Raw genomic sequence first — 21,000 nt, forward strand, 5'->3', positions numbered from 1 at the left:
GGCCGACGGCGAAGCCGCCGGCTTTCGTCGGACGAGACCGGAGGCATGGCCTCCGGCTGGCCACGGATCCCACGAAAGTATTACTTTCGTGGGTGCCCCGGCCGTTCTGATTTCTTGTCGGGGGAGCTTGGCTCCCCCGACCGAAATCAGAAGTCCATGCCGCCCATGCCGCCCATGCCGCCGCCGCCGCCCATCGGCATGGCAGGCTTGTCTTCCGGCAGCTCGGACACGGCCGCTTCCGTCGTGATGAGCAGGCCGGCGACCGAAGCCGCGTTCTGCAGCGCGGTGCGGACGACCTTGGTCGGGTCGATCACGCCGGCCGTGACGAGGTTCTCGTACACGTCGGTCGATGCGTTGAAGCCGAACGAGGTGTCGTCCTGGTCGAGCAGCTTTCCCGAGACGACCGCACCGTCATGGCCGGCATTCTGCGCGATCTGGCGAACCAGCGCGGTCAGCGACTTGCGGACGATGTCGATGCCGCGGGTCTGATCCTCGTTCGCACCGGTCAGGCCGTTCAGGGCCTTCGTTGCGTACAGCAGGGCCGTACCGCCACCGGGGACGATGCCCTCTTCGACGGCTGCGCGGGTTGCGTGCAGCGCGTCGTCGACGCGGTCCTTGCGCTCCTTCACTTCGACTTCCGAAGCGCCACCGACCTTGATGACCGCAACGCCGCCGGCGAGCTTGGCAAGACGCTCCTGGAGCTTTTCCTTGTCATAGTCGCTGGTGGTGTTCTCGATCTGACCACGGATCGCATCGGTGCGGCCCTTGATCGCGTCGTGATCGCCGGCACCATCGACGATGATGGTGTTGTCCTTGTCGATCGTGACGCGCTTGGCGGTGCCGAGCATGCCGAGCGTGACCGTCTCCAGCTTGATGCCCAGGTCTTCCGAGATCATCTCGCCCTTGGTCAGGATCGCGATGTCTTCCAGCATCGCCTTGCGACGATCGCCGAAACCGGGTGCCTTGACCGCTGCGACCTTCAGGCCACCGCGCAGCTTGTTGACGACGAGCGTGGCGAGCGCCTCACCCTCGATGTCCTCGGCGATGATGAGCAGCGGGCGACCCGACTGGACGACGGCTTCCAGGATCGGGAGCATCGCCTGCAGGTTGCTAAGCTTCTTCTCGTGAATCAGAATGTACGGATCGGTCAGCTCGACCGCCATCTTCTCCGGGTTGGTGATGAAGTACGGCGACAGGTAGCCGCGGTCGAACTGCATGCCCTCGACGACGTCCAGCTCGAAATCGAGACCCTTGGCCTCCTCGACGGTGATGACGCCTTCCTTGCCGACCTTTTCCATGGCTTCGGCGATCTTCTCGCCAACTTCACGGTCGCCATTGGCCGAGATGATCCCGACCTGCGCGACTTCGGCCGAACCCGAAACGGGCTTGGAGCGCGACTTGATGTCCTCGACGACCTTGATGACAGCGAGGTCGATACCGCGCTTCAGGTCCATCGGGTTCATGCCGGCCGCGACCGACTTCATGCCCTCGCGGACGATCGCCTGGGCGAGCACGGTCGCGGTGGTCGTGCCGTCGCCGGCGATGTCGTTGGTCTTCGACGCCACTTCGCGCACCATCTGCGCGCCCATGTTCTCGAACTTGTCCTTCAGTTCGATTTCCTTGGCAACGGTGACGCCGTCCTTGGTGATGCGCGGTGCGCCATAGCTCTTGTCGATGACGACGTTGCGGCCCTTCGGCCCCAGCGTGACCTTGACCGCGTCGGCCAGGATGTCGACGCCGCGGAGGATGCGCTCACGCGCGTCGCGACCGAATTTTACGTCCTTGGATGCCATGATGGGCTACCCTTTCAGAAGTGAAGTTGAGGAAGTTGAGGTTCGTGACGTTCGGGTCGGGGTCTGCCGAAGCGACCCCGGTCAGGCTCAGCCGACGATCCCGAGAATGTCCGATTCCTTCATGATGAGCAGGTCTTCGCCGTCGACCTTGACCTCGGTGCCCGACCACTTGCCGAACAGGATCTTGTCGCCGGCCTTGACGTCCATCGGCGTGATCGTGCCGTTCTCGGCGCGGGCACCGGTGCCGACGGCGACGACTTCACCCTCCTGCGGCTTTTCCTTGGCCGTGTCGGGGATGATGATGCCGCCGGCGGTCTTCTCTTCGGCTTCGACGCGCTTTACGAGCACACGGTCGTGCAATGGGCGAAAGGTCATGGCGCTCTATCCTTCGATAGGGAGTGTTACAATTTTTTGGCACTCACCGTTCGGGAGTGCCAGCAGCCCTCATATGTGGATGCCCCCCGGCGACGTCAATGCAGCCATGCGCGAAAAAAGTTCCATCCGTGTTGGCCGGATAGGACAGCCCATTTACGGGAGGGTTCCGGTCGTCTAGCGCTGATGCTTCGGCAGGCATACAGCAGGAGCGACAGGGTGAAGCTGGTACGGGGCGCATGGAAACTGCTGGTCGGCATCAAGGACGCGCTGGTCCTGATCGCGATGCTGCTGTTCTTCGGGTTGATCTTCGCTGCGCTGAACGCGCGGCCGGGTGCGGTCAGCATCAAGGACGGCGCGCTGCTGCTCGCGTTGAAAGGCTCGATCGTCGAACAGCCCGAGGAGTCCGCGCCCTTCGCGATGCTGTCGGGTCAGGACATGCCGCGCCAGTACCGGCTGCGCGACGTGGTCCGCGCGATCGACCTGGCGAAGGATGACGCCCGCGTAAAGGCCGTCGTCCTCGATCTGGACGGCTTTGCCGGCGGCTATCCGGCCGCGTTGCAGGAGGTCGCCGACGCGCTCGCCCGCGTCCGTGCCGCGAAGAAGCCGGTGCTCGCCTATGCCACCGCCTATACCGACGCCGACTACCGCCTCGCCGCCAACGCGACCGAGATCTGGATGAACCCGATGGGCGGCACGCTGTTCACCGGTCCGGGCGGAAAACAGCTGTATTACAAGGGCCTGATCGACAAGCTCGGCGTCAACGCGCACGTCTACCGCGTCGGCAAGTACAAGTCGTTCGTCGAACCCTATACCCGCACCGACCAGAGCCCGGAGGCGCGCGCGGCCAGCCAGGCGCTGCTTGGCGCGCTGTACGGTCAGTGGCAGGAATCGGTCGCAAAGGCGCGGCCCAAGGCGCAGATCGCGCCGTTCCTCAGCGCGCCCGACAAGGTCGTGCTGGCCGCCAACGGCGACATCGCGCAGGCCAATCTGAAAGCCGGCATCGTCGACACGCTGGGCGACCGCGTGGCGTTCGGCGAGCGCGTGGCCAAGATCGTCGGCAGCGACGCGAAGAAGCCCGCCGGCAACTTCACCACCATCAGCTATGACAGCTGGATCGCCGCCAACCCGCTGGCCACCGCCGGCGACGCGATCGGCGTGCTGACCATCGCCGGCGAGATCCTTGATGGCGAGGGCGGTCCCGGCAGCGCGCACGGCGATACCATCGCCAAGGCGATGTACACGGGCCTCGCCACCAAGAACCTGAAGGCGCTGGTCGTCCGTGTCGATTCCCCCGGCGGGTCGGTGCTGGCGTCCGAACGGATCCGCACCGCGATCCTGGCGGCCAAGGCCAAGGGGCTGCCGGTCGTCGTATCGATGGGCGGGCTTGCCGCCTCGGGTGGCTACTGGGTGTCGACCCCGGCCGACGTGATCTTCGCCGAACCCTCGACCATCACCGGTTCGATCGGCATCTTCGGCCTGATCCCGACGTTCGAGAACACGCTGGCCAAGATCGGCATCACCACCGACGGCGTGCAGACCACCCCCCTGTCCGGCCAGCCCGACGTCACCAGCGGCACCAACCCGACGATCGACGCGATCCTGCAAAGCACGATCGAGAACGGCTATCGCCAGTTCCTGACCCGTGTCGCCACCTCGCGCAAGATGACCGTCGAGCGCGTCGATTCGATTGCGCAAGGGCGGGTCTGGGACGGTGGCACCGCGCGCCAGATCGGTCTGGTCGACCGGTTCGGCACGCTGAAGGACGCGATCGACGAGGCCGCGCGCCGCGCCAAGCTGAAGCCCGCCGACGTTCACGCCGAATATCTGGAGAAGAAACCCGGCTGGGCCGCCGAACTGACGCAGGCGCTGAACCGCGATGACGACGACACGGCGGCGCCCGCCGGCGACGCCTTCGCCCGCATCGCCGCCGACCGCCGCGCGCTGGCCGCACAGGCACTGGGCGACGTCCGCCGTCTCGCCCGCGCCGGCTCGATCCAGGCCCGCTGCCTCGAATGTGGCGGCATGGGTCCGGCGCAGGGCGACGCCAGCGACACCAAGCTGCTCGATCTGCTGCTGACGCGAATCGGGTTGTAACAGAGGGGGCGGCACCGCAACCCGCCTCCTACCAACACGGCCCTCGCCTCCGCTCCGCCGTTTCCTTGCGCAGGCGGGGATCCAGACCCAGGCAGTACCAGCAGCGTTGTAGCGCCATAACACTGGACCCCCGCCTTCGCGGGGGAACAGCGGGGTTGACGCCGCGACTGCCCGGCTTGTCGGCCCCACCCGCATCGCCTAGCGTGAATCCCGAACACACAGGCGGCCCGCGACCATGATCTACGAAATCCGCCACGTCACCCGGTTCGACTATGGGGCCAGCGTGAAGTTCGCGCGCTGCAACCTGCGGCTGCAACCGATCGACTGGCCGGGGCAGCGACTGGAGCGGTATAAACTGACGGTCGAACCAGCCGGGCGGACCAGCCCGGCCCATGCGGAGGCGGGCCTGGCCCACGTCACCCGCCTGATCGTCGACACCCCCGTCCGCAGCCTGACGATCGAGAGCGCGGCCCGCGTCGTCGTCGACCGGCTGATCCCGATTCCGTCGCCCGACGACCCGACGCTGGCGCAGGTCGCGGCGATGGCGCGGGCCAGCCGCGACCTGTCGGCGGCAGGTCCTGCGGGGTATCTGTTTCCCTCGCCGCTCATCCCGCTCGACCGGCAGATCGCCGACTGGTGCGCGCCCGACCTCGATCCCGACCGGGGCGCGCTGGAGGCCGGTATCGCGCTGGCCCGCCGGATCCAGGACGAATTCGAGTTCGACGCCGACGCCACGCTGGTCGACACCACCCCGCACGAGGCATTCCTGAAACGACGCGGCGTGTGCCAGGATTTCGCGCAGATCATGATTACGGGCCTGCGCGCCGCCGGCCTGCCCGCCGCTTATGCCTCGGGCTATATCCGCACCATTCCGCCGCCCGGCGAGGAGCGGCTGGTCGGCGCGGATGCGACCCATGCCTGGGTGCTGCTGTGGTGCGGCCCGGCCATCGGCTGGGTCGGGCTGGATCCGACCAACGGCATCTGGATGGCGGGCGACCACATCGTCATGGCGATCGGCCGCGACTATGCCGAGATCGCGCCGGTCGATGGCGTGGTCCTGGGGTCCGGCGCGCAGCAGATGGACGTCAGCGTCGACGTCGCCCCGCAGTCCGACCCCCTGCCCGCCCCCGATTTCCAGCCGATCGCCGCGGCCTGAGGCTCAGTCGGCCGGATCGTCCTTGCCGGTATGCGGGTTCGGATAGGCTCCCCCGCCGCTCTGCCCCCTGCCCTTGCCGCCGGCCGGGGACTCGTCGCCCACGCCGTCGGGTTCGCCCGCATGGCCGTCCTTGCCGGGGGCCTGCATCGGTTGCCTGTCTGCCATCGTCGCGCCTTTCAGATGTGTGTCATCCGACTATAACGCGGCCACGGCGGCGTCGTTCATTGCGCTGCGGATATAATGGCCCCAAATAGCGGCCGAACACGATTTTACCGGGGCAATCATGGCCGATCCTTACAAGACCTTGGGGCTGGCGCGCGACGCCAGCGAAGCCGACATCAAGAAGGCGTATCGCAAGCTCGCCAAGGAGCTGCATCCCGACCGCAATAAGGACAATCCGAAGGCGACCGAGCGGTTCAGCACCGTCACCAACGCCTATGACCTGCTGAGCGACAAGGACAAGCGCGCGCGTTTCGACCGGGGCGAGATCGACGGCGACGGCAATCCGGCCGCGCCGTTCGGCTTTGGCGGCGGGTCCCCGCGTCCCGGTGGGCCGGGCGGCGGTTTCCGCAGCCAGGGGTTCGAGTTCGGCGGCGGCGAGGCCGACATGGGCGACATCTTCGAGGGGCTGTTCGGCGGCGGCGGTCGTGCCGGTGGCCCCGGCGGCGGCTTCACCGGCGGGTTCGGCCGGCGTCCCAGCCCCAAAGGCGCAAACCTCGCCTACAAGTTGCAGGTGCCCTTTATCGAGGCCGCGACGCTGGCACCGCAGCGGGTGACGCTGGGCGACGGCAAGGCGATCGACATCAAGCTGCCCGCCGGCGTCGAAAGCGGCACCCAGATGAAACTGGCCGGCAAGGGCGAGGCTGGTCCCGGTGGTGCCGGCGACGCGATCCTGACCATCGAGGTGCAGGGCCACCGTTTCTTCACGCGCGACGGCGACGACGTCCGCCTCGACCTGCCGATCACCTTGAAGGAAGCGGTGCTGGGCGGGCCGGTGAAGGTGCCGACGGTCGAGAATGCGGTAATGCTGACGGTGCCGAAGGGCACGACGTCGGGCAAGACGCTGCGCCTGAAGGGCAAGGGATTCCACCGGAAGGGCGGCGGGCGCGGTGACCAGCTCGTCACGCTGATGATCGACGTTGCCGCCGGCGATGCGGCGCTGGAGGCGTTCGTCGCCGACTGGACGCCCGCCGACGGGAACCCGCGCGCCGCACTGGGCGTCTAAGGCCCCATGACCACCGCGCCCGTCGTTACCGGCCTCACCCCCGAAGATCGCGCCCATCATGGTGGCGCCCGCACGCGCCTGAACCGTCAGATCGCCAAGGTCCGCCCCGGCAGCTATGCGTTCGAGGTGATGAAGCGCGCCGGCATCGGCGTGTTCAACGACGGATTCATCCACGCCGGCAACCTGGCCTATCTGGCGCTGATGACGGTATTCCCGTTCTTCATCGTCGCCGCCGCGATCACGTCGCTGATCGGTCAGAGCGACGAGACCCAGCGCGCCGTCGCCTCGTTCCTGTCGGTGCTGCCCCCCGATGTCAGCGACCTGTTGCGCAAGCCGATCGCCGACGTGCTGGCCGCACGCACGGGGTCGCTGCTGTGGCTGGGCGGGTTGATCGGCCTGTGGACCGTCGGCAGCTTCATCGAGACGATCCGCGACATCTTCCGCCGCGCGTACGGCGTGACGTTCAGCCTGCCCTTCTGGCGGTATCGGCTGGGGTCGGTGCTGGTCATCATCGCATCGGTCGTGCTCGCGATGCTGTCGTTCCTGGTCCAGGGCATCCTGACCGCCGCCGAACAGTTCATCTACTCGCTCCTGCCCTTCGCGCAGGACGTGGCGGGATGGATCGGGCTGTCGCGGATCATTCCCGGCGCGATCATGTTCGGCGCACTGTACATGCTGTTCTATTCGGTGACGCCGGCCAAATATCGCAACTCGGGTTGCCCGAAATGGCCCGGCGCGCTGTTCACCACCGCATGGTGGGTGTCGATCACCGCGCTGTTGCCGGTCGCGCTGTCACAGCTTGGCGGCTACGACCTGACCTATGGCAGTCTGGCCGGCGTCATCATTGCGCTGCTGTTCTTTTTCCTGGTCGGTCTGGGCATGGTATTCGGCGCACATCTGAACGCGGCACTGGCGGAACCGCCCGAACCCGCGCTAGAGAGAACGACTGAGTAAGAGAGAAGGGTCGGATACGCGTGAACGGTTTGATGGCGGGCAAGCGCGGACTTATCATGGGGTTGGCCAATGACCGGTCGCTTGCATGGGGTATCGCGAAGAAACTGAGCGAAGCCGGCGCGGAACTGGCCTTCTCCTATCAGGGCGAGGCGCTGGAAAAGCGCGTCCGCCCGCTGGCCGAACAGCTTGGCGTCGCCCGGCTGGTCGAATGCGACGTATCGGACATGGGTGCGCTGGACGCGGCGTTCGACACGCTGGCACAGGACTGGCCGACGATCGATTTCGTGGTCCATGCGATCGGCTTTTCCGACAAGAACGAACTGCGCGGCAAATATGTCGACACCAGCCTCGACAATTTCCTGACCACCATGAACATCTCGGTCTATTCGTTCGTCGCGGTCGCGCAGCGTGCGGCGAAGATGATGCCAGACGGCGGCAGCCTGCTGACGCTGAGCTATTACGGCGCGGAAAAGGTCATTCCGCATTACAACGTCATGGGTGTCGCCAAGGCCGCGCTGGAGACGAGCGTGCAATATCTGGCGGTCGACCTTGGCCGCGACAACATCCGCGTCAACGCGATTTCGGCAGGCCCCATCAAGACGCTGGCCGCCAGCGGGATCGGTGACTTCCGCCTGATCCTGAAGTGGAACGAACTGAATAGCCCGCTGAAGCGCAACGTGACGATCGAGGACGTCGGCGGGGCAGGCCTGTACTTGCTCAGCGACCTGTCGAGCGGCGTGACCGGTGAAACCCACCATGTCGACGCAGGGTATAACGTGATCGGCATGAAGGCGGAGGACGCGCCGGATATCGCGCTGGTGTAAGCAAACCCCTCTCCCCCCAAGGGGGAGAGGGAGGGGCCCATGCGCAGCATGGGAGGGTGAGGGGCCATGGCAGCATCGCGATATACGCCGCGCGACGGCACGATCGACCAGGCCCGCGAATTGCGGCGAAATGCCACCCCTGCCGAAACCAGACTCTGGTCGTTCCTTCGCGGCAGCGCACTTGACGGCCGCAAGTTCCGCCGCCAGCAACGACTGGGATCCTATTACGGGGACTTCGTATGCCAGTCGGCACGATTGGTCGTCGAAGTCGACGGTGACACGCATGTGGGCAGCGAAGCCCGTGACGCCCGCCGAACCGCTTTTCTCGAACAGGAAGGGTATCGCGTGCTGCGTTTCAGCAATGCCGATGTGATGACGAATGTGGACGGCGTGGCGCAAACCATCCGCGCAGCACTCACCCCCTCACCTTCCCACCCGGCAAGACCGGGCGGGCCCCTTCCCCTCCCCCATGGGGAGAGGAAACCATGAGCTTCAACAAATTCGGCCGCCTGTTCCGCTTCACCACCTGGGGCGAGAGCCACGGGCCGGCGCTGGGCGCGGTCGTCGACGGGTGCCCGCCGGGCATTGCGCTTACCGAAGCCGATATCCAGCCCTGGCTCGACAAGCGCCGTCCCGGCACCTCGCGCTTCACGACGCAGCGGCGCGAGCCGGATCAGGTCCGCATCCTGTCGGGCGTCTTCGACGGCCGCACCACCGGCACGCCGATCAGCCTGATGATCGAGAATGTCGACCAGCGGTCCAAGGACTATTCCGACGTCGCCAAGGCGTATCGCCCCGGTCACGCCGACTATGCCTATGACGCCAAATACGGGTTTCGCGACTATCGCGGCGGCGGCCGATCGTCGGCACGCGAGACGGCGGCGCGGGTCGCGGCCGGTGCCGTCGCGCGGCTGATAATCCCGCAGGTCCGCGTCCGCGCCTGGGTCGAGGCGATCGGTGGCGATTGCGTCGACCCGGCGAACTTCGACGATGCGCAGATCGACGCCAATCCCTTCTTCTGCCCCGACGCCGCCGCCGCGCTCCGCTGGGAGGCGCTGGTCGACCGCGCACGCAAGGCCGGATCGTCGCTTGGCGCGGTCGTGGCGTGCGAGGCGGTCGGCGTCCCCGCCGGCTGGGGTGCGCCGCTCTATGCCAAGATGGACAGCGAACTGGCCAGCGCCTGCATGAGCATCAACGCGGTCAAGGGGTTCGAGATCGGCGACGGCTTTGCCGCGGCCGCGCTGTCGGGAGAGGACAATGCCGATCCGATGCGGCCCGGTGCCGATGGTCCGCAGTTTCTGGCCAACCATGCCGGCGGGATCGCCGGGGGAATCGCCACCGGCCAGCCGATCCGCTGCCGCGTGGCGTTCAAGCCGACCAGTTCGATCCTGACCCCCGTCCCGACCATTTCCCCGAGCGGCGAAGCGACCGAGATCGCGACCAAGGGCCGCCACGATCCGTGCGTCGGCATCCGCGGCGTACCCGTCGTGGAGGCGATGGTCGCGCTGGTGATTGCCGATCAGGCGTTGCTTCACCGGGGCCAGTGCGGCTGACCGGTGGAACCAATACCCGCTCTCCTGCGTCCTTCCGTCACGAACGCAGGAGAGAAATCATGAAGATCCTCAATATCTTGGCCGCATCGGCCCTGCTGATCCCGACTACCTTGACCGCCCAGACGATGACGCCGGGTACTCCCGGCAGCACGACCCAGCCGACGATGCCGGGCCAGACCATGCCGACCCAGCCCGGCATGCCCACGACCAGCACCGACACCATGGGTACGATGGACCAGACCATGCCAAGCCCGACGACGAAGTCCAGGAAGGGCAAGCGTCCGGGCAGCACGATGCCGACCATGCCGCCGGCACCGGGTTCGACCATGACGACAGAGACGCCGGGTTCTACCCCGATGGCCCCGACCACGCCCATGACGCCGTCGACGACGACCGGCACGATGACACCGCGCTGAACCAGCGTTTGCGCGTCGCATGAAAGAAAGCCCGGGTGGTCGTCAGACTACCCGGGCTTTTTCGTCTGCGTCATGAACGGCGCGGTCAGTCCGCGAACGGATCCCGCACCAGAATCGTGTCATCCCGCTCCGGGCTGGTCGACACCAGCGTCACCGGGCAGCGGATAAGCTCCTCGATCCGGCGGATATACTTGATCGCCTGCGCCGGCAAATCGGCCCAGCTGCGCGCGCCGGCGGTCGATTCGGACCAGCCCTCCATCGTCTCGTACACCGGCTCGACCAGCGCCTGATCGGCGGCATGGGCGGGGAAATAATCAAGCGTCTCGCCGCGCAAGGTATAGCCGGTGCAGATGCTGACGCTCTCGAACCCGTCGAGCACGTCGATCTTGGTCAGCGCGATGCCCGTGATGCCGCCGACCGCCGCCGACTGGCGTACCAGCACCGCGTCGAACCAGCCGCAGCGCCGCTTGCGACCCGTCACGGTGCCGAATTCATGCCCGCGGATGCCAAGCTGCTCGCCGACCGGCGTATCCAGCTCGGTCGGGAACGGGCCGGAGCCAACGCGCGTGGTGTATGCCTTGGCGATCCCCAGCACGAAGCCGACGCCCGACGGGCCAATCCCCGACCCCGACGCCGCCGCGCCCGCGACTGTGTTGGACGAGGTGACGAACGGATAGGTGCCGTGGTCGATGTCGAGCAACACGCCCTGCGCGCCCTCGAACAGGATGCGCTTGCCCGCCGCACGGGCGGCGTTCAGGTCGCGCCAAACAGGCTTCGCGAAGGGCAGGACGAAATCGGCGATTTCGCGCAGGTCGGCGATCAGGCGGTCACGGTCGATCGGCGGCTCGCCGAAGCCGGCGCGCAGTGCGTCGTGATGCGCGGTCAGCCGGTCGAGCTGTGGCCCCAGATCGTCGAGATGCGCGAGGTCGCACACGCGGATCGCGCGCCGGCCGACCTTGTCCTCGTACGCCGGACCGATGCCGCGCCGGGTCGTACCGATCTTGCCCGCCCCGCTCGCATCCTCGCGCAGCGCGTCGAGATCGCGGTGGAACGGCAGGATCAACGGGCAGGTATCGGCGATCCGCAGCACGTCGGGCGTCGCGACCACGCCCTGCTCGCCCAGCCGCGCAATCTCCGCCTTCAGCGCCCAGGGGTCGAGGACCACGCCATTGCCGATGACCGACGGCGTGCCGCGCACCAGCCCCGACGGCAGCAGCGACAGCTTGTACGTCTTGTCGCCGACGACCAGAGTGTGGCCGGCATTGTGCCCGCCCTGGAACCGCACGACCATGTCGGCGCGCTCGGCGAGCCAGTCGACGATCTTGCCCTTGCCCTCGTCGCCCCACTGTGCGCCGATGACTGCTACGTTGGCCAAACCCGTGTCTCCCTTGTTACGCAGCAGCGCCTACAGCGCGCGCGGGCTGCCTGCTACCATAAGATGCGTGCAAAGCTGTGCTTCGGGCGTATCCCCTTCCGCCAGCGCCGCCACCGTGACCCAGCCCTGACCGCGCAAGCGCGCCGCTTCGGCCGGATCCGTGCCAAGCGGCAGGAACAGCCGACGCCGCTCGACCGTCGCGCGCGGGGCCAGCGCGTCGGCGTCGAGCGAGAAGCCGGTCGCCGCCTCTTCCGCCCCGCCTTCGTGGACGATGGTATAGGTGCCGCCACGCCCGACCTCGCGCGACAGGCCGTCGGCGAACAGCGAGAAGCCAAGCCAGGACTGATATTCGAACCCGTGCCGCTCGGTCGGGTCGAGCGTCAGCGCGCAAGCGTCGCCCAGCGCGGCGGCGATCGTCGCCAGCCCGTCGATCCTACTGGCCAGCACGCCCCAGCGGTCGAACGCGCGCAGCCGGTCGAGCGCGACCGCGAACGGCCCCGCCGCCTCGATCAGCGGCAGATAGTCCGGCGCGATCGCCGCGACACCGCCGGCGTCCTTGGCATCCAGCCGGTCGCGCAGGAGCGCGATCGCGTCGGCCGCGACCGGCAACGGCCCGGCCGCCAGCGCGTCGACCAGATCGGGCAGCGTGAAGTCGATCGACACGCCCGCCGCCCCCGCCGCGCTCAGCGAATCGACCGCGACACCGACCACCTCACACGCGGCCGAGACCGAATCGAGACCGATCAGTTCGCACCCGATCTGTCGCCATTCACGCGCGGGGGCCAGTTCGGATGCGCGCAGTTTCAGGACGGTGCCGGCATAGCTCAGCCGCACCGGGCGCGGGTGATGACCCATCCGTGTCGCGGCGATGCGCGCGACCTGCGCGGTCAGGTCGGGTCGGATCGCCAGCGTCGCCTGGCTGACCGGATCGACGAAGCGCACCGCGTCGCGCAATGCCCCGGTCTTCAGCCGGGTGCCCAGCGCCTCGGCATATTCGGCCAGCGGCGGGTCGGCGCGCTCATAGCCGAACAGCGCCGCCGTCTCCAGCACGCGCGCCTCGACCCGCGCGGCCGCGTCGGCGAACGGGGGCAGGCGGTCGCGGAAACCTTCGGGCAGCAGGGCAGTCATGGCGCGTCTCGTCTCACTCGGTGGGTGCGCGGGCGGGAGTGGTCGGTGCGGAGGGTGGCGTCAAGGTTCACCTGCTTGCCCGGGACAAACGGGATGCCGGCGAACCACGCCCGTTCCCCCGCGCGCGGGCGGGAGGAAAGACGGAACCACCCCGGCGAAGGCCGGGGTCCAATAGGGTCGACGGACATTGCGTCACGCCATCGCCGGTCCATTTGGACCCCGGCCTTCGCCGGGGTGGCTGACAGAAGTTGCGAGTGTCGCTTCCCCTTAAGCCCCCCGCGCCGCCGCGATCGCCTTCTCGATCTCCGCGATCGGCAGCGCGCCGGTCAGCATGCGGTTGCCCACGACCCAGCTTGGCGTGCCGGTGATGCCCAGCGCGCGCATGTCGGCCATGTTGCGCGCGATTTCGGCATCCGCCGCCTTCACATCGCCGCGCGCCAGATCGACGCCGGTCGCGGCAGCGGTGGCGGCGATCGTCGCGTCGCTGACCGGGCCGGCGGCGTAGAGCGCCTTGTGGAAGCCCGCGAACTTGCCCTGCTGCGCCGCGATCAGGCTGGCGCGCGCGGCGTCCGCGCTGCTGGGGGCCAGGATCGGCAGGTCGCGGAACACGACCTTCAGCTTGGGGTCGCGTGCGATCAGCTGGTCGATCAGCGGCAGGCTGGCACGGCAATAGCCGCAGTTGTAATCGAAATACTCGACCAGCGTCACGTCGCCCTGCGGGTTGCCCGCCACCGCGCTGCCATAGGGTTTGGTGATGTCCGGCCCGACCGCCGCCACCGCCTTGCCGGATTCGCGCTCCTGCAGTTTCTGGATCGCCTGCGGCAGGATCTCGGGGTGGTCGAGGATATAGTCGTGGACGATCCCCTCGATCCGCACGGTATCGCTGGCGCGGGTCCCACCCCAGACCACGATGCCACCGACCAGCGCCCCGGCCAACGCGATCCCCGGCAATGCGAGACGGTTCACCGGCGCTTCTTCTTGTCGTCCAGGTCGTTCTGCGCGGTCATGCTGATGTCCTGTGCGCGGATCCAGTCCGTGCTGTTGGGGGCGAGATTGGCCAGCGCATAGCGCGCGCTGGCGATGGCGGTGCGGGTGTCGCCGGTCATGCTGGCGCGTTCGGCGGTGGCGAGCGCGGCGCGCGGGGCGTCACCCAGACGTTCGTAGACGGTGCCGAGCTGATACCACGCGAACGGATTGTCGTCATCGCGCCCCACCGCTGCGCGCAGCACCTTGACCGCCTCCGGATAGCGCCCCGCGTCGTCGGTGGCGATCAGCGCGTGGCCGAACGTGGTGGCGACCAGCGGATTGGCGTCGGACCCTTGCGTCGCGGCGCGCAAGGGAGCCACCGCCTCGGCCGGCTTGCCCGCTTCCAGCAGGATCTGGCCCTTGATCTCCAGGAAATAGGGATCGGCCGGATCGGCCTCCACCAGTGCGTCCGCCTCGGCATCGGCTTTGTCCGGATACCCCGCCTTGTGATAGGCATAGGCGCGGGCGTAATGGGCATAGATCGACTGGTCGGTGACCGGGAACGCGCGCAGCGTTTCGTCCGGCGTCGCGGTATAGCCGAGCAGTTTGGCCTTCACCCGGCGGAACCGTTCCTCCAGCGCGGCATCGGGCTTCGCGCTCCACGCGGGCGCGGCCTGCAACGTATCGGTCAGGTTGGCGATACGCGTGCCCGACAGCGGGTGGGTCTGCGCGAACGGATCGACATTGGTATAGCCGTAGCGATATTCCTGCCCCTGCAACCGCTTGAAGAACTCCAGCATGCCGCGCCCGCTGATCCCGGCGGTGTTCAGGTAGCGCGCGCCGGCGGCATCCGCGCTCGATTCCTGCGTCCGCGTGAACGACAGATACTTGTTCATGCCGACCTGCTGGCCCGCCGCCATGATGCCCGCCCCCGCCTCGCCGCTGCCCGCCGCGATCGCCGCCAGGCCCAGCACCATGCTGAGCAGGGTGACACCCAGCGCGGGCTTCGTGCCCGCATCGGCCAGCACGACATGGCCATCGGCGATATGCCCCAGTTCGTGTGCGATCACGCCCTGCACCTGATTGGCGGTCGTGGCTTCGCGGATCAGGCCCGAATGGACATAGACGGTCTGCCCGCCCGCGACGAAGGCGTTGATCGAATCGTCGTTGATGAGGACGACGCGCACGTCGCGCGGCGACAGGCCGGCGGCCTTGACCAGCGGCGTCGACATCTGCGCGAACATCGCCTCGGTTTCCGCGTCGCGCAGGATCGACTGCGCGGCGGCGGGCTGGGCAAGGGCCATTATGGAAAGCGCGAACGCCGCGACCAGTCGCTTCATGGATCTGCTATCGTCCTTCCAGGGGCCTTGCGTCAACGCATCGCCGTACCGGCCACGGTCGGGCGGGTGCAGCATCACGGTGAAGGCCCGCCCCCTGTTGATGCCGTCGCTGGAGCCGCGCATCCGCCCTATGGCCCCGCGAGCCTGAACCGACGGTGAAAATCGACCGCCATGGTGATAGGATCCCATCGCACGCCAGCATCGGGACAGCCGGTGGATGGCGATGACGGAGCATTCGGCCATGGTAGTGACGTTCGCACTGGCGCTGGCTCAGGCGGTAATTCCGGCGGGGATACAGGCTGGCACCCGCGCGAAAGACATGCCGGAACGGCCGGTTTTCACCGCAGCCGAGGTCGCGGCGGCAAGCCCGGCGACGCTGGCCGACGCGCTGTTGCCGGCCGACCATCCGCCGATCGTCCGCGCGCAGGTCTTGCCGGCGGGCGGGGACGGCGCGACACGGCGGCTGGAGGCGGTGCTGCTCGATGCCAGACCCGCGCCCGGCCCCTCCGGCTTCTGCCACGCCGATACGTTCCGGATCGCCTTTGCCCCGTTTGAATATGCCACCGACACGCGGGCGGGCGGGCAGCGGTACCGTGCGCGCGACGTCACGCGGACCGCGCTGTTCCGGCTGGACGACGGCGCGGCCTGTCTTGCCGATACGCGCGGGTATTTTCCGGTCGCCGGTTCGCAAGCGCCCGGCCTCGCCGCCGTCCGCGCGCTGGCCGCGACGCGCCGTGCGGCGGAAGCCGGTGGACGCCTGCCCGTGACGGCCTGTGCCGATCCGACCGGCAGCGGGGCCTGTCGTGGCGGCGCGCGCGCAGTGCTCGCCGCGCTTCGGACCGATGCCATCGGCAGTGTCCGGGTGAACGGCTGCACCGCGCCCTGCCCGGTGGAGATCCTGGTCGGCACCGCCGGACCGCGCCCGGCCTATTGGACGATGCTGGTCACGATGCGCGGCGATACAGCGACGCGGATCGCCATGCGATACACGCTGTCGCCGACGCGGTAGCGCACGCGCGTCGATCGCGGAGGGTGTCAAAGACGCGTCATTGCGAACGCAGGCGAAACAATCCGGGGCCAGATGCCGTGACGGCCTGAATTGCTTCGCCTGCGCTCGCAATGACGGGCTGCAGAAATAAGCATACCCACCCCCCGGCACGACAAGCCGGGGGGTGGGTTGGTCTCAGGCCCCGAAGGTACGCTGCCACCAGCCGCGACGGGGGCTGCCGTCGGTGTCGTCCTGCGCGCCGACACGGTCGTCGGCGGCCGTGTCCTCGACGACGGGCGCTTGCGTAGCCGGCGTTTCCGCCGCTGGCTCGGCCTCGACCGGATCGGCCCCGACCGGATCGGCGGCGGCGGGCTTGGCCTTGGCGCGGGGCGCACGGGCGGGCTTGGCCGGAGCCTCGACGACCTCGGCTTCGGCCTTCTTGCGGCGCGTCCGCTTCGGCTTGACCTCCTCCGCAACCGTCTCGTCCGCGGCCGGAGCCTCGGGCTGGACGATCTCGTCGGTGACCGGCGTCGCCTTCTTGCGGCGGCTCGACTTCGGCTTGGCCGGCACGTCGTCGGTCACCACCGGATCGGCGGGGGCACCGACATCGCTGGCGTCGACGATCATCGCCGGTTCGGCGATCTCGCGACCCTCCGGCTCACGCGCCTCGGGTGCCTTGGCGCGCGCGCGGGGACGACGACGCGTCTTGGGCACATCGGCAACCGGTGCCTCGACCGGCTCGACCGCGTCGGCGACCGAAACGTCGGCGTCGACCTCGGCAACCGGCGCATCCCCGTCGTCGGACGACGTTTCGGCCTGCGCCGTGTCGGCACCACCCTCACCGCGGCGACCGCCACGGCGACCGCGACGCCCGCGACGACGACGCCCTTCGCCACCCTCGGCCGCTGGACGATCGTCGGCGACGACATCGCCGTCGGCCTCGATTTCGGCGTCGAGCGCGTCAGCGTCGAGTGGTTCGGAATCGACCAACTCGCCATCGACCGTCTCGTCGCCCTCGACACCGTCCTGCGTTTCCGGCTGGCCATCCTCGCGGCGGTTGCGGCGTCCACGACGACGGCGACGACGCTTGCGGCCTTCCGCGCTCTCGTCGCCACCTTCCTCCTCGCGGCGCGGCGCACGGGGCGCGCGCTCCTCGACTTCCTCGGCTTCCTCGACCTCCGGCTCGAACTCCTCCTCGATCTCCTCCAGGTCATCCTCGACCTCCAGGATCACGGGGTCGAAGCGCGGCGGATGCGCGGGCGGCGGGCCGGCGGCCTCGACCGACATGCGCGCGCCCTCCTCCTCGCGATCGGGCAGGATCTCGACCTGCACGCCGTAACGCTCCTCGATCTCGGCGATGTCGGCGCGCTTGCGGTTCAGCACATAGGTCGCCGCCTCCTGGCTGGCGCGCAGCGTCAGATAGGTGCCGCGACCGCGTGCGGCCTCGTCCTCGATCAGGCGCAGCGCGGACAGGCCGGCCGACGACGCGGTACGGACCAGACCCGTACCCTCGCAATGCGGACACTGGCGGGTCGATGCCTCCAGCACGCCGGTACGCAGGCGCTGGCGGCTCATTTCCATCAGCCCGAACGACGAGATGCGGCCGACCTGGATACGCGCGCGATCGTTCTTCAGCGCCTCCTTCATCGCCTTCTCGACCTTCCGGACGTTGGACCCGTTGTCCATGTCGATGAAGTCGATGACGACGAGGCCGGCCATGTCGCGCAGGCGCAGCTGGCGCGCGATTTCCTGCGCGGCCTCAAGGTTGGTCGCGGTCGCGGTCTGCTCGATATTGTGCTCGCGCGTCGACCGGCCGGAATTGATGTCGATCGACACCAGCGCCTCGGTCGGGTTGATGACCAGATAACCACCCGACTTCAGCTGGACGACGGGGTTGTACATCGCCGCCAGCTGATCCTCGACATGGCTGCGCTGGAACAGCGGAACCGCATCCGAATAATGCTTCACCCGGCGCGCGTGCGTCGGCATCAGCAGCTTCATGTATTCGCGCGCCTGCTGATAGCCCTCGACACCCTCGACGATGATCTCGTCGATATCCTTGTTGTAGATGTCGCGGATCGCCCGCTTGATCATGTCGCTGTCGCCGTAGACGAGCGCGGGCGCGGCCGACTTCAGCGTGTTCTCGCGGATGCCGTCCCACAGGCGGGCCAGATAGTCGAAATCGCGCTTGATCTCGACCTTGGTGCGCTGGAGTCCTGCGGTGCGCACGATGCAGCCCATCGACGGCGGCAGCTGCATGTCGGCCATGATCGACTTCAGCCGCTTGCGGTCGCCCGCATTGCTGATCTTGCGGCTGATCCCGCCGCCATGGCTGGTATTGGGCATCAGCACGCAATAGCGGCCGGCCAGCGACAGATAGGTCGTCAGCGCCGCGCCCTTGTTGCCGCGCTCCTCCTTGACGATCTGGACCAGCAGCACCTGGCGGCGATGGATCACGTCCTGGATCTTGTAGCGACGGCGCAGGTTCATGCGGCGCTGGCGCAGCGCCTCGACCTGATCGTCATTGCCGTTCGACTTCGCCGCGCGCGGACGCGGGGCGTCGTCGCCCTCGGCACCCTCGGTTTCACCCTCATGCTCGCCGTCGTGATCCTCGTCATCGAAGCGCTCGTCGTCGAGGTCGTCGGCGTCGTCATCATCGTCATGCTCGGCGCGCAGGGCCGCTTCCTCGGCGGCATGCTCGGCCTCTTCCCGCAACAGGGCCTCGCGGTCCTCCTTGGGAATCTGGTAGTAATCGGGGTGAATTTCGCTGAACGCGAGGAAGCCGTGGCGATTGCCGCCGTAATCGACGAACGCCGCCTGCAACGACGGTTCGACCCGCGTCACCTTGGCGAGGTAGATGTTGCCCTTGAGCTGCTTGCGCTCGGCGGATTCGAAATCGAATTCTTCGATCCGGTTACCCTTGACGACGGCGACCCGGGTCTCCTCCCGGTGGCGTGCGTCGATCAGCATACGCATGGTCATGTGTTGGTCTCCACGCGCGCGCCGGGCCTGTCGGCAATCGTCGCGCGCGATGATAAAAGGCGCGCCGCCCGGTCGGGTCGGCTGCGCGATGGGTTTCGGACATTGCCTCTGCTCGCTGCCCACATCGGGGCGCATCGCCCCGCGGCTCCGCCACGCCCACGACTCCGCCGGCACAGGCCGGTCGGTCGGGCGGACAGGAGATATGCGGCATGCGAGCGTCAACCTGGAATTGGCCGGTGCCAGAACGGACCGGCCGGTAGGCCGTCGGCACCGTCGGAACGGCGCATACACGGCTGCGCATGGATAGGTAGCATCGCGAAAGGTTCCAAGCAACTGGCAGAACCTTGCCGCTCCGGCCGGCAGAATCGTGCCGAACGGCGTGTTAACCGCATGACGCAACGCGCCATTGTTGCCCCACCCCGTACACCGGCCACAGATAGTAAAGGGGTTTGCCACCATGGCTTTTTGCTGGACCGGCCGCGGGTCGGCGCGGCATGACCGGCCGATGTTGTTCCTGCTTGCGATGTTTGCCGGCTGGCTGGCCAGTCCGGCGCGGGCGGCCACGGTCGAACGAGTCGCGATCGAGGACGACCGGATCGTCATCCGGTTCGACGAGTCGGTCGAAACCGCCGCCTCGTTCGTGCTCGACGGGCCGCGCCGGATCGCGGTCGACGTCACCGGGGCCACACCCGGCACGAACGCGGTCGTTTCCGGCCCGGTCGTGGCGGTGCGCCAGGGGCGGCGCGGCGACAATGGCACGCGCATCGTGTTCGACCTCGCCAGCCCGGCGATCGTCGCCAAGGGCGATTTCGACCCGTCGGGACGCACGCTGACCCTGACCCTGCGCAACGTCGATACGCGCAAATTCGCCGCCGCCAGCATCGCCGGCCCGTTGAGCTTCCTGCCATCGGTCTGGGGCAGCGAGCCGGTACGCGCGAAGTACAAGGTGTCGATCCCCGTACCGCCGGCACGCAAGGCCGCCGCCCTGCCCCGTATCCGCGGTGACGACAGCCGGCCGCTGGTGGTCATCGACGCCGGGCACGGCGGGGTCGATCCCGGCGCGATCAGCCCGGCGACGGGCCTGCGCGAAAAGGACGTCACGCTGAAGATCGCCAGGCAGATCCGCGACACCCTGCTCGCCAGCGGGCGGGTGCGGGTGGCGCTGACCCGCGACGACGACCGCTATCTGGTGCTCAGCGAACGCTATGGCATCGCCCGCCGGCTGCACGGCGACCTGTTCATCTCGATCCACTGCGACAGCGTCAGCACGGGCGAGGCGACCGGGGCCTCGGTCTACACCCTGTCCGAAATCGCGTCGGACAAGCAGGCGGCCCGGCTGGCCGCGCGCGAGAACAAGGCGGACATCATCGCCGGCGTCAATCTGGCCGACACGACGTCGGACGTCTCGTCGATCCTGATCGACCTGACCCAGCGCGAGACGATGAACGTCTCGGCCAGTTTCGCCCGCGTGCTGGGGCGCGAGGCGAAACCGCTGATCCCGACCAAGGCGGTCTTCCACCGGATGGCATCGCTGATGGTGCTGAAGGCCCCCGACATGCCGTCGGTGCTGCTGGAAACCGGCTATATCTCGAACCCGACCGACGAGGCGTTCCTCGACAGCCGCGAGGGTCGCGAACGCATCGCCGAAACCGTCCGCCGCGCCGTCGAAGTCCATTTCGCGCGGCGGATGGCGTCGCGGTAACGCCCCCGTCATTGCGAGCGAAGCGAAGCAATCCACGACGTAGCGGGCATCACTGGGTTGCTTCGCCACGCTCGCAATGACGGATTGAGGCTCAGAATGGCCCCGCCGGCATCACACCGGCGGGGCCAC

18 protein-coding genes are annotated in these 21,000 nt (G+C 68.0%); 9 read left to right on the top strand and 9 right to left on the bottom strand.

Annotated elements, in window-relative coordinates; genetic code table 11:
• Positions 1-146: 146 nt before the first annotated feature.
• Together groL and groES are read right to left on the bottom strand one after the other, a co-directional pair.
• Entirely contained in the window at positions 147-1,793 is a 1,647-nt protein-coding gene (gene groL, locus ASE75_RS09045) for a chaperonin GroEL (protein ID WP_055932312.1), read from the bottom strand.
• A gap of 87 nt (positions 1,794-1,880) precedes the next feature.
• On the bottom strand, positions 1,881-2,168 hold the full coding sequence (gene groES / locus ASE75_RS09050; RefSeq protein ID WP_055932315.1) for a co-chaperone GroES: 288 nt from the start codon (positions 2,166-2,168) through the stop codon (positions 1,881-1,883).
• A 216-nt stretch (positions 2,169-2,384) separates the two neighbouring features.
• Here groES and sppA point away from each other — a divergent pair, with 216 nt between their 5' ends.
• The gene (gene sppA, locus ASE75_RS09055) at positions 2,385-4,262 is read left to right on the top strand and encodes a signal peptide peptidase SppA (RefSeq protein ID WP_055932318.1); all 1,878 of its coding nucleotides are present in this window, start codon (positions 2,385-2,387) and stop codon (positions 4,260-4,262) included.
• A gap of 235 nt (positions 4,263-4,497) precedes the next feature.
• The gene (locus tag ASE75_RS09060) at positions 4,498-5,418 is read left to right on the top strand and encodes a transglutaminase family protein (protein ID WP_055932320.1); all 921 of its coding nucleotides are present in this window, start codon (positions 4,498-4,500) and stop codon (positions 5,416-5,418) included.
• A gap of 3 nt (positions 5,419-5,421) precedes the next feature.
• On the opposite strand, the gene ASE75_RS15470 is transcribed toward ASE75_RS09060, so the two are convergent.
• Positions 5,422-5,583 (bottom strand): hypothetical protein, encoded by a 162-nt coding sequence (locus tag ASE75_RS15470; RefSeq protein ID WP_156340353.1) that lies wholly within the window; start codon positions 5,581-5,583, stop codon positions 5,422-5,424.
• A gap of 118 nt (positions 5,584-5,701) precedes the next feature.
• Between ASE75_RS15470 and ASE75_RS09065 the strand changes: the two genes are divergently transcribed.
• The 5 genes from ASE75_RS09065 (at position 5,702) to aroC (ending at position 9,974) form a co-directional block, all read left to right on the top strand.
• Positions 5,702-6,643, top strand: coding sequence for a DnaJ C-terminal domain-containing protein (locus ASE75_RS09065; protein ID WP_055932323.1), 942 nt, complete (start codon positions 5,702-5,704; stop codon positions 6,641-6,643).
• A 6-nt stretch (positions 6,644-6,649) separates the two neighbouring features.
• A complete protein-coding gene (locus tag ASE75_RS09070) occupies positions 6,650-7,597 on the top strand; it encodes a YihY/virulence factor BrkB family protein (protein WP_055932325.1) in 948 nt (315 codons plus the stop codon).
• Positions 7,598-7,617: 20 nt separating this feature from the next.
• On the top strand, positions 7,618-8,421 hold the full coding sequence (fabI, locus tag ASE75_RS09075; RefSeq protein ID WP_156340354.1) for an enoyl-ACP reductase FabI: 804 nt from the start codon (positions 7,618-7,620) through the stop codon (positions 8,419-8,421).
• A 66-nt stretch (positions 8,422-8,487) separates the two neighbouring features.
• Complete coding sequence (locus ASE75_RS15140; protein ID WP_082463892.1) at positions 8,488-8,910, top strand: endonuclease domain-containing protein; 423 nt, start codon at positions 8,488-8,490, stop codon at positions 8,908-8,910.
• The gene (aroC, locus tag ASE75_RS09080; RefSeq protein ID WP_055932332.1) at positions 8,907-9,974 is read left to right on the top strand and encodes a chorismate synthase; all 1,068 of its coding nucleotides are present in this window, start codon (positions 8,907-8,909) and stop codon (positions 9,972-9,974) included. The genes ASE75_RS15140 and aroC overlap by 4 nt, the downstream gene beginning before the upstream one ends.
• 37 nt (positions 9,975-10,011) lie before the next feature.
• Here the strand turns inward: aroC and ASE75_RS09085 are convergent, their stop codons facing one another.
• The 5 genes from ASE75_RS09085 to ASE75_RS09105 form a co-directional block, all read right to left on the bottom strand.
• On the bottom strand, positions 10,012-10,374 hold the full coding sequence (locus tag ASE75_RS09085) for a hypothetical protein (RefSeq protein ID WP_055932335.1): 363 nt from the start codon (positions 10,372-10,374) through the stop codon (positions 10,012-10,014).
• Positions 10,375-10,475: 101 nt separating this feature from the next.
• Entirely contained in the window at positions 10,476-11,765 is a 1,290-nt protein-coding gene (locus ASE75_RS09090; RefSeq protein ID WP_055932340.1) for an adenylosuccinate synthase, read from the bottom strand.
• 30 nt (positions 11,766-11,795) lie between these two features.
• On the bottom strand, positions 11,796-12,893 hold the full coding sequence (locus ASE75_RS09095) for an ATP phosphoribosyltransferase regulatory subunit (RefSeq protein ID WP_055932343.1): 1,098 nt from the start codon (positions 12,891-12,893) through the stop codon (positions 11,796-11,798).
• Between the two features lie 267 nt (positions 12,894-13,160).
• Positions 13,161-13,859: a DsbA family protein gene (locus ASE75_RS09100; protein WP_055932345.1), complete on the bottom strand. Its 699-nt coding sequence runs from the start codon at positions 13,857-13,859 to the stop codon at positions 13,161-13,163.
• Entirely contained in the window at positions 13,856-15,199 is a 1,344-nt protein-coding gene (locus ASE75_RS09105) for a M48 family metalloprotease (RefSeq protein ID WP_055933259.1), read from the bottom strand. Before ASE75_RS09105 ends, ASE75_RS09100 begins: the two co-directional genes overlap by 4 nt.
• Positions 15,200-15,440: 241 nt before the next feature.
• Here ASE75_RS09105 and ASE75_RS09110 point away from each other — a divergent pair, with 241 nt between their 5' ends.
• Complete coding sequence (locus ASE75_RS09110) at positions 15,441-16,208, top strand: hypothetical protein (protein ID WP_156340356.1); 768 nt, start codon at positions 15,441-15,443, stop codon at positions 16,206-16,208.
• A gap of 174 nt (positions 16,209-16,382) precedes the next feature.
• Here the strand turns inward: ASE75_RS09110 and ASE75_RS09115 are convergent, their stop codons facing one another.
• Complete coding sequence (locus ASE75_RS09115) at positions 16,383-19,169, bottom strand: Rne/Rng family ribonuclease (protein ID WP_235512596.1); 2,787 nt, start codon at positions 19,167-19,169, stop codon at positions 16,383-16,385.
• A gap of 457 nt (positions 19,170-19,626) precedes the next feature.
• Between ASE75_RS09115 and ASE75_RS09120 the strand changes: the two genes are divergently transcribed.
• Positions 19,627-20,871 (top strand): N-acetylmuramoyl-L-alanine amidase, encoded by a 1,245-nt coding sequence (locus ASE75_RS09120; protein ID WP_055932351.1) that lies wholly within the window; start codon positions 19,627-19,629, stop codon positions 20,869-20,871.
• Positions 20,872-21,000 lie beyond the last annotated feature (129 nt).

This window comes from Sphingomonas sp. Leaf17 (assembly GCF_001421505.1).
Classification (GTDB): Bacteria; Pseudomonadota; Alphaproteobacteria; order Sphingomonadales; family Sphingomonadaceae; genus Sphingomonas.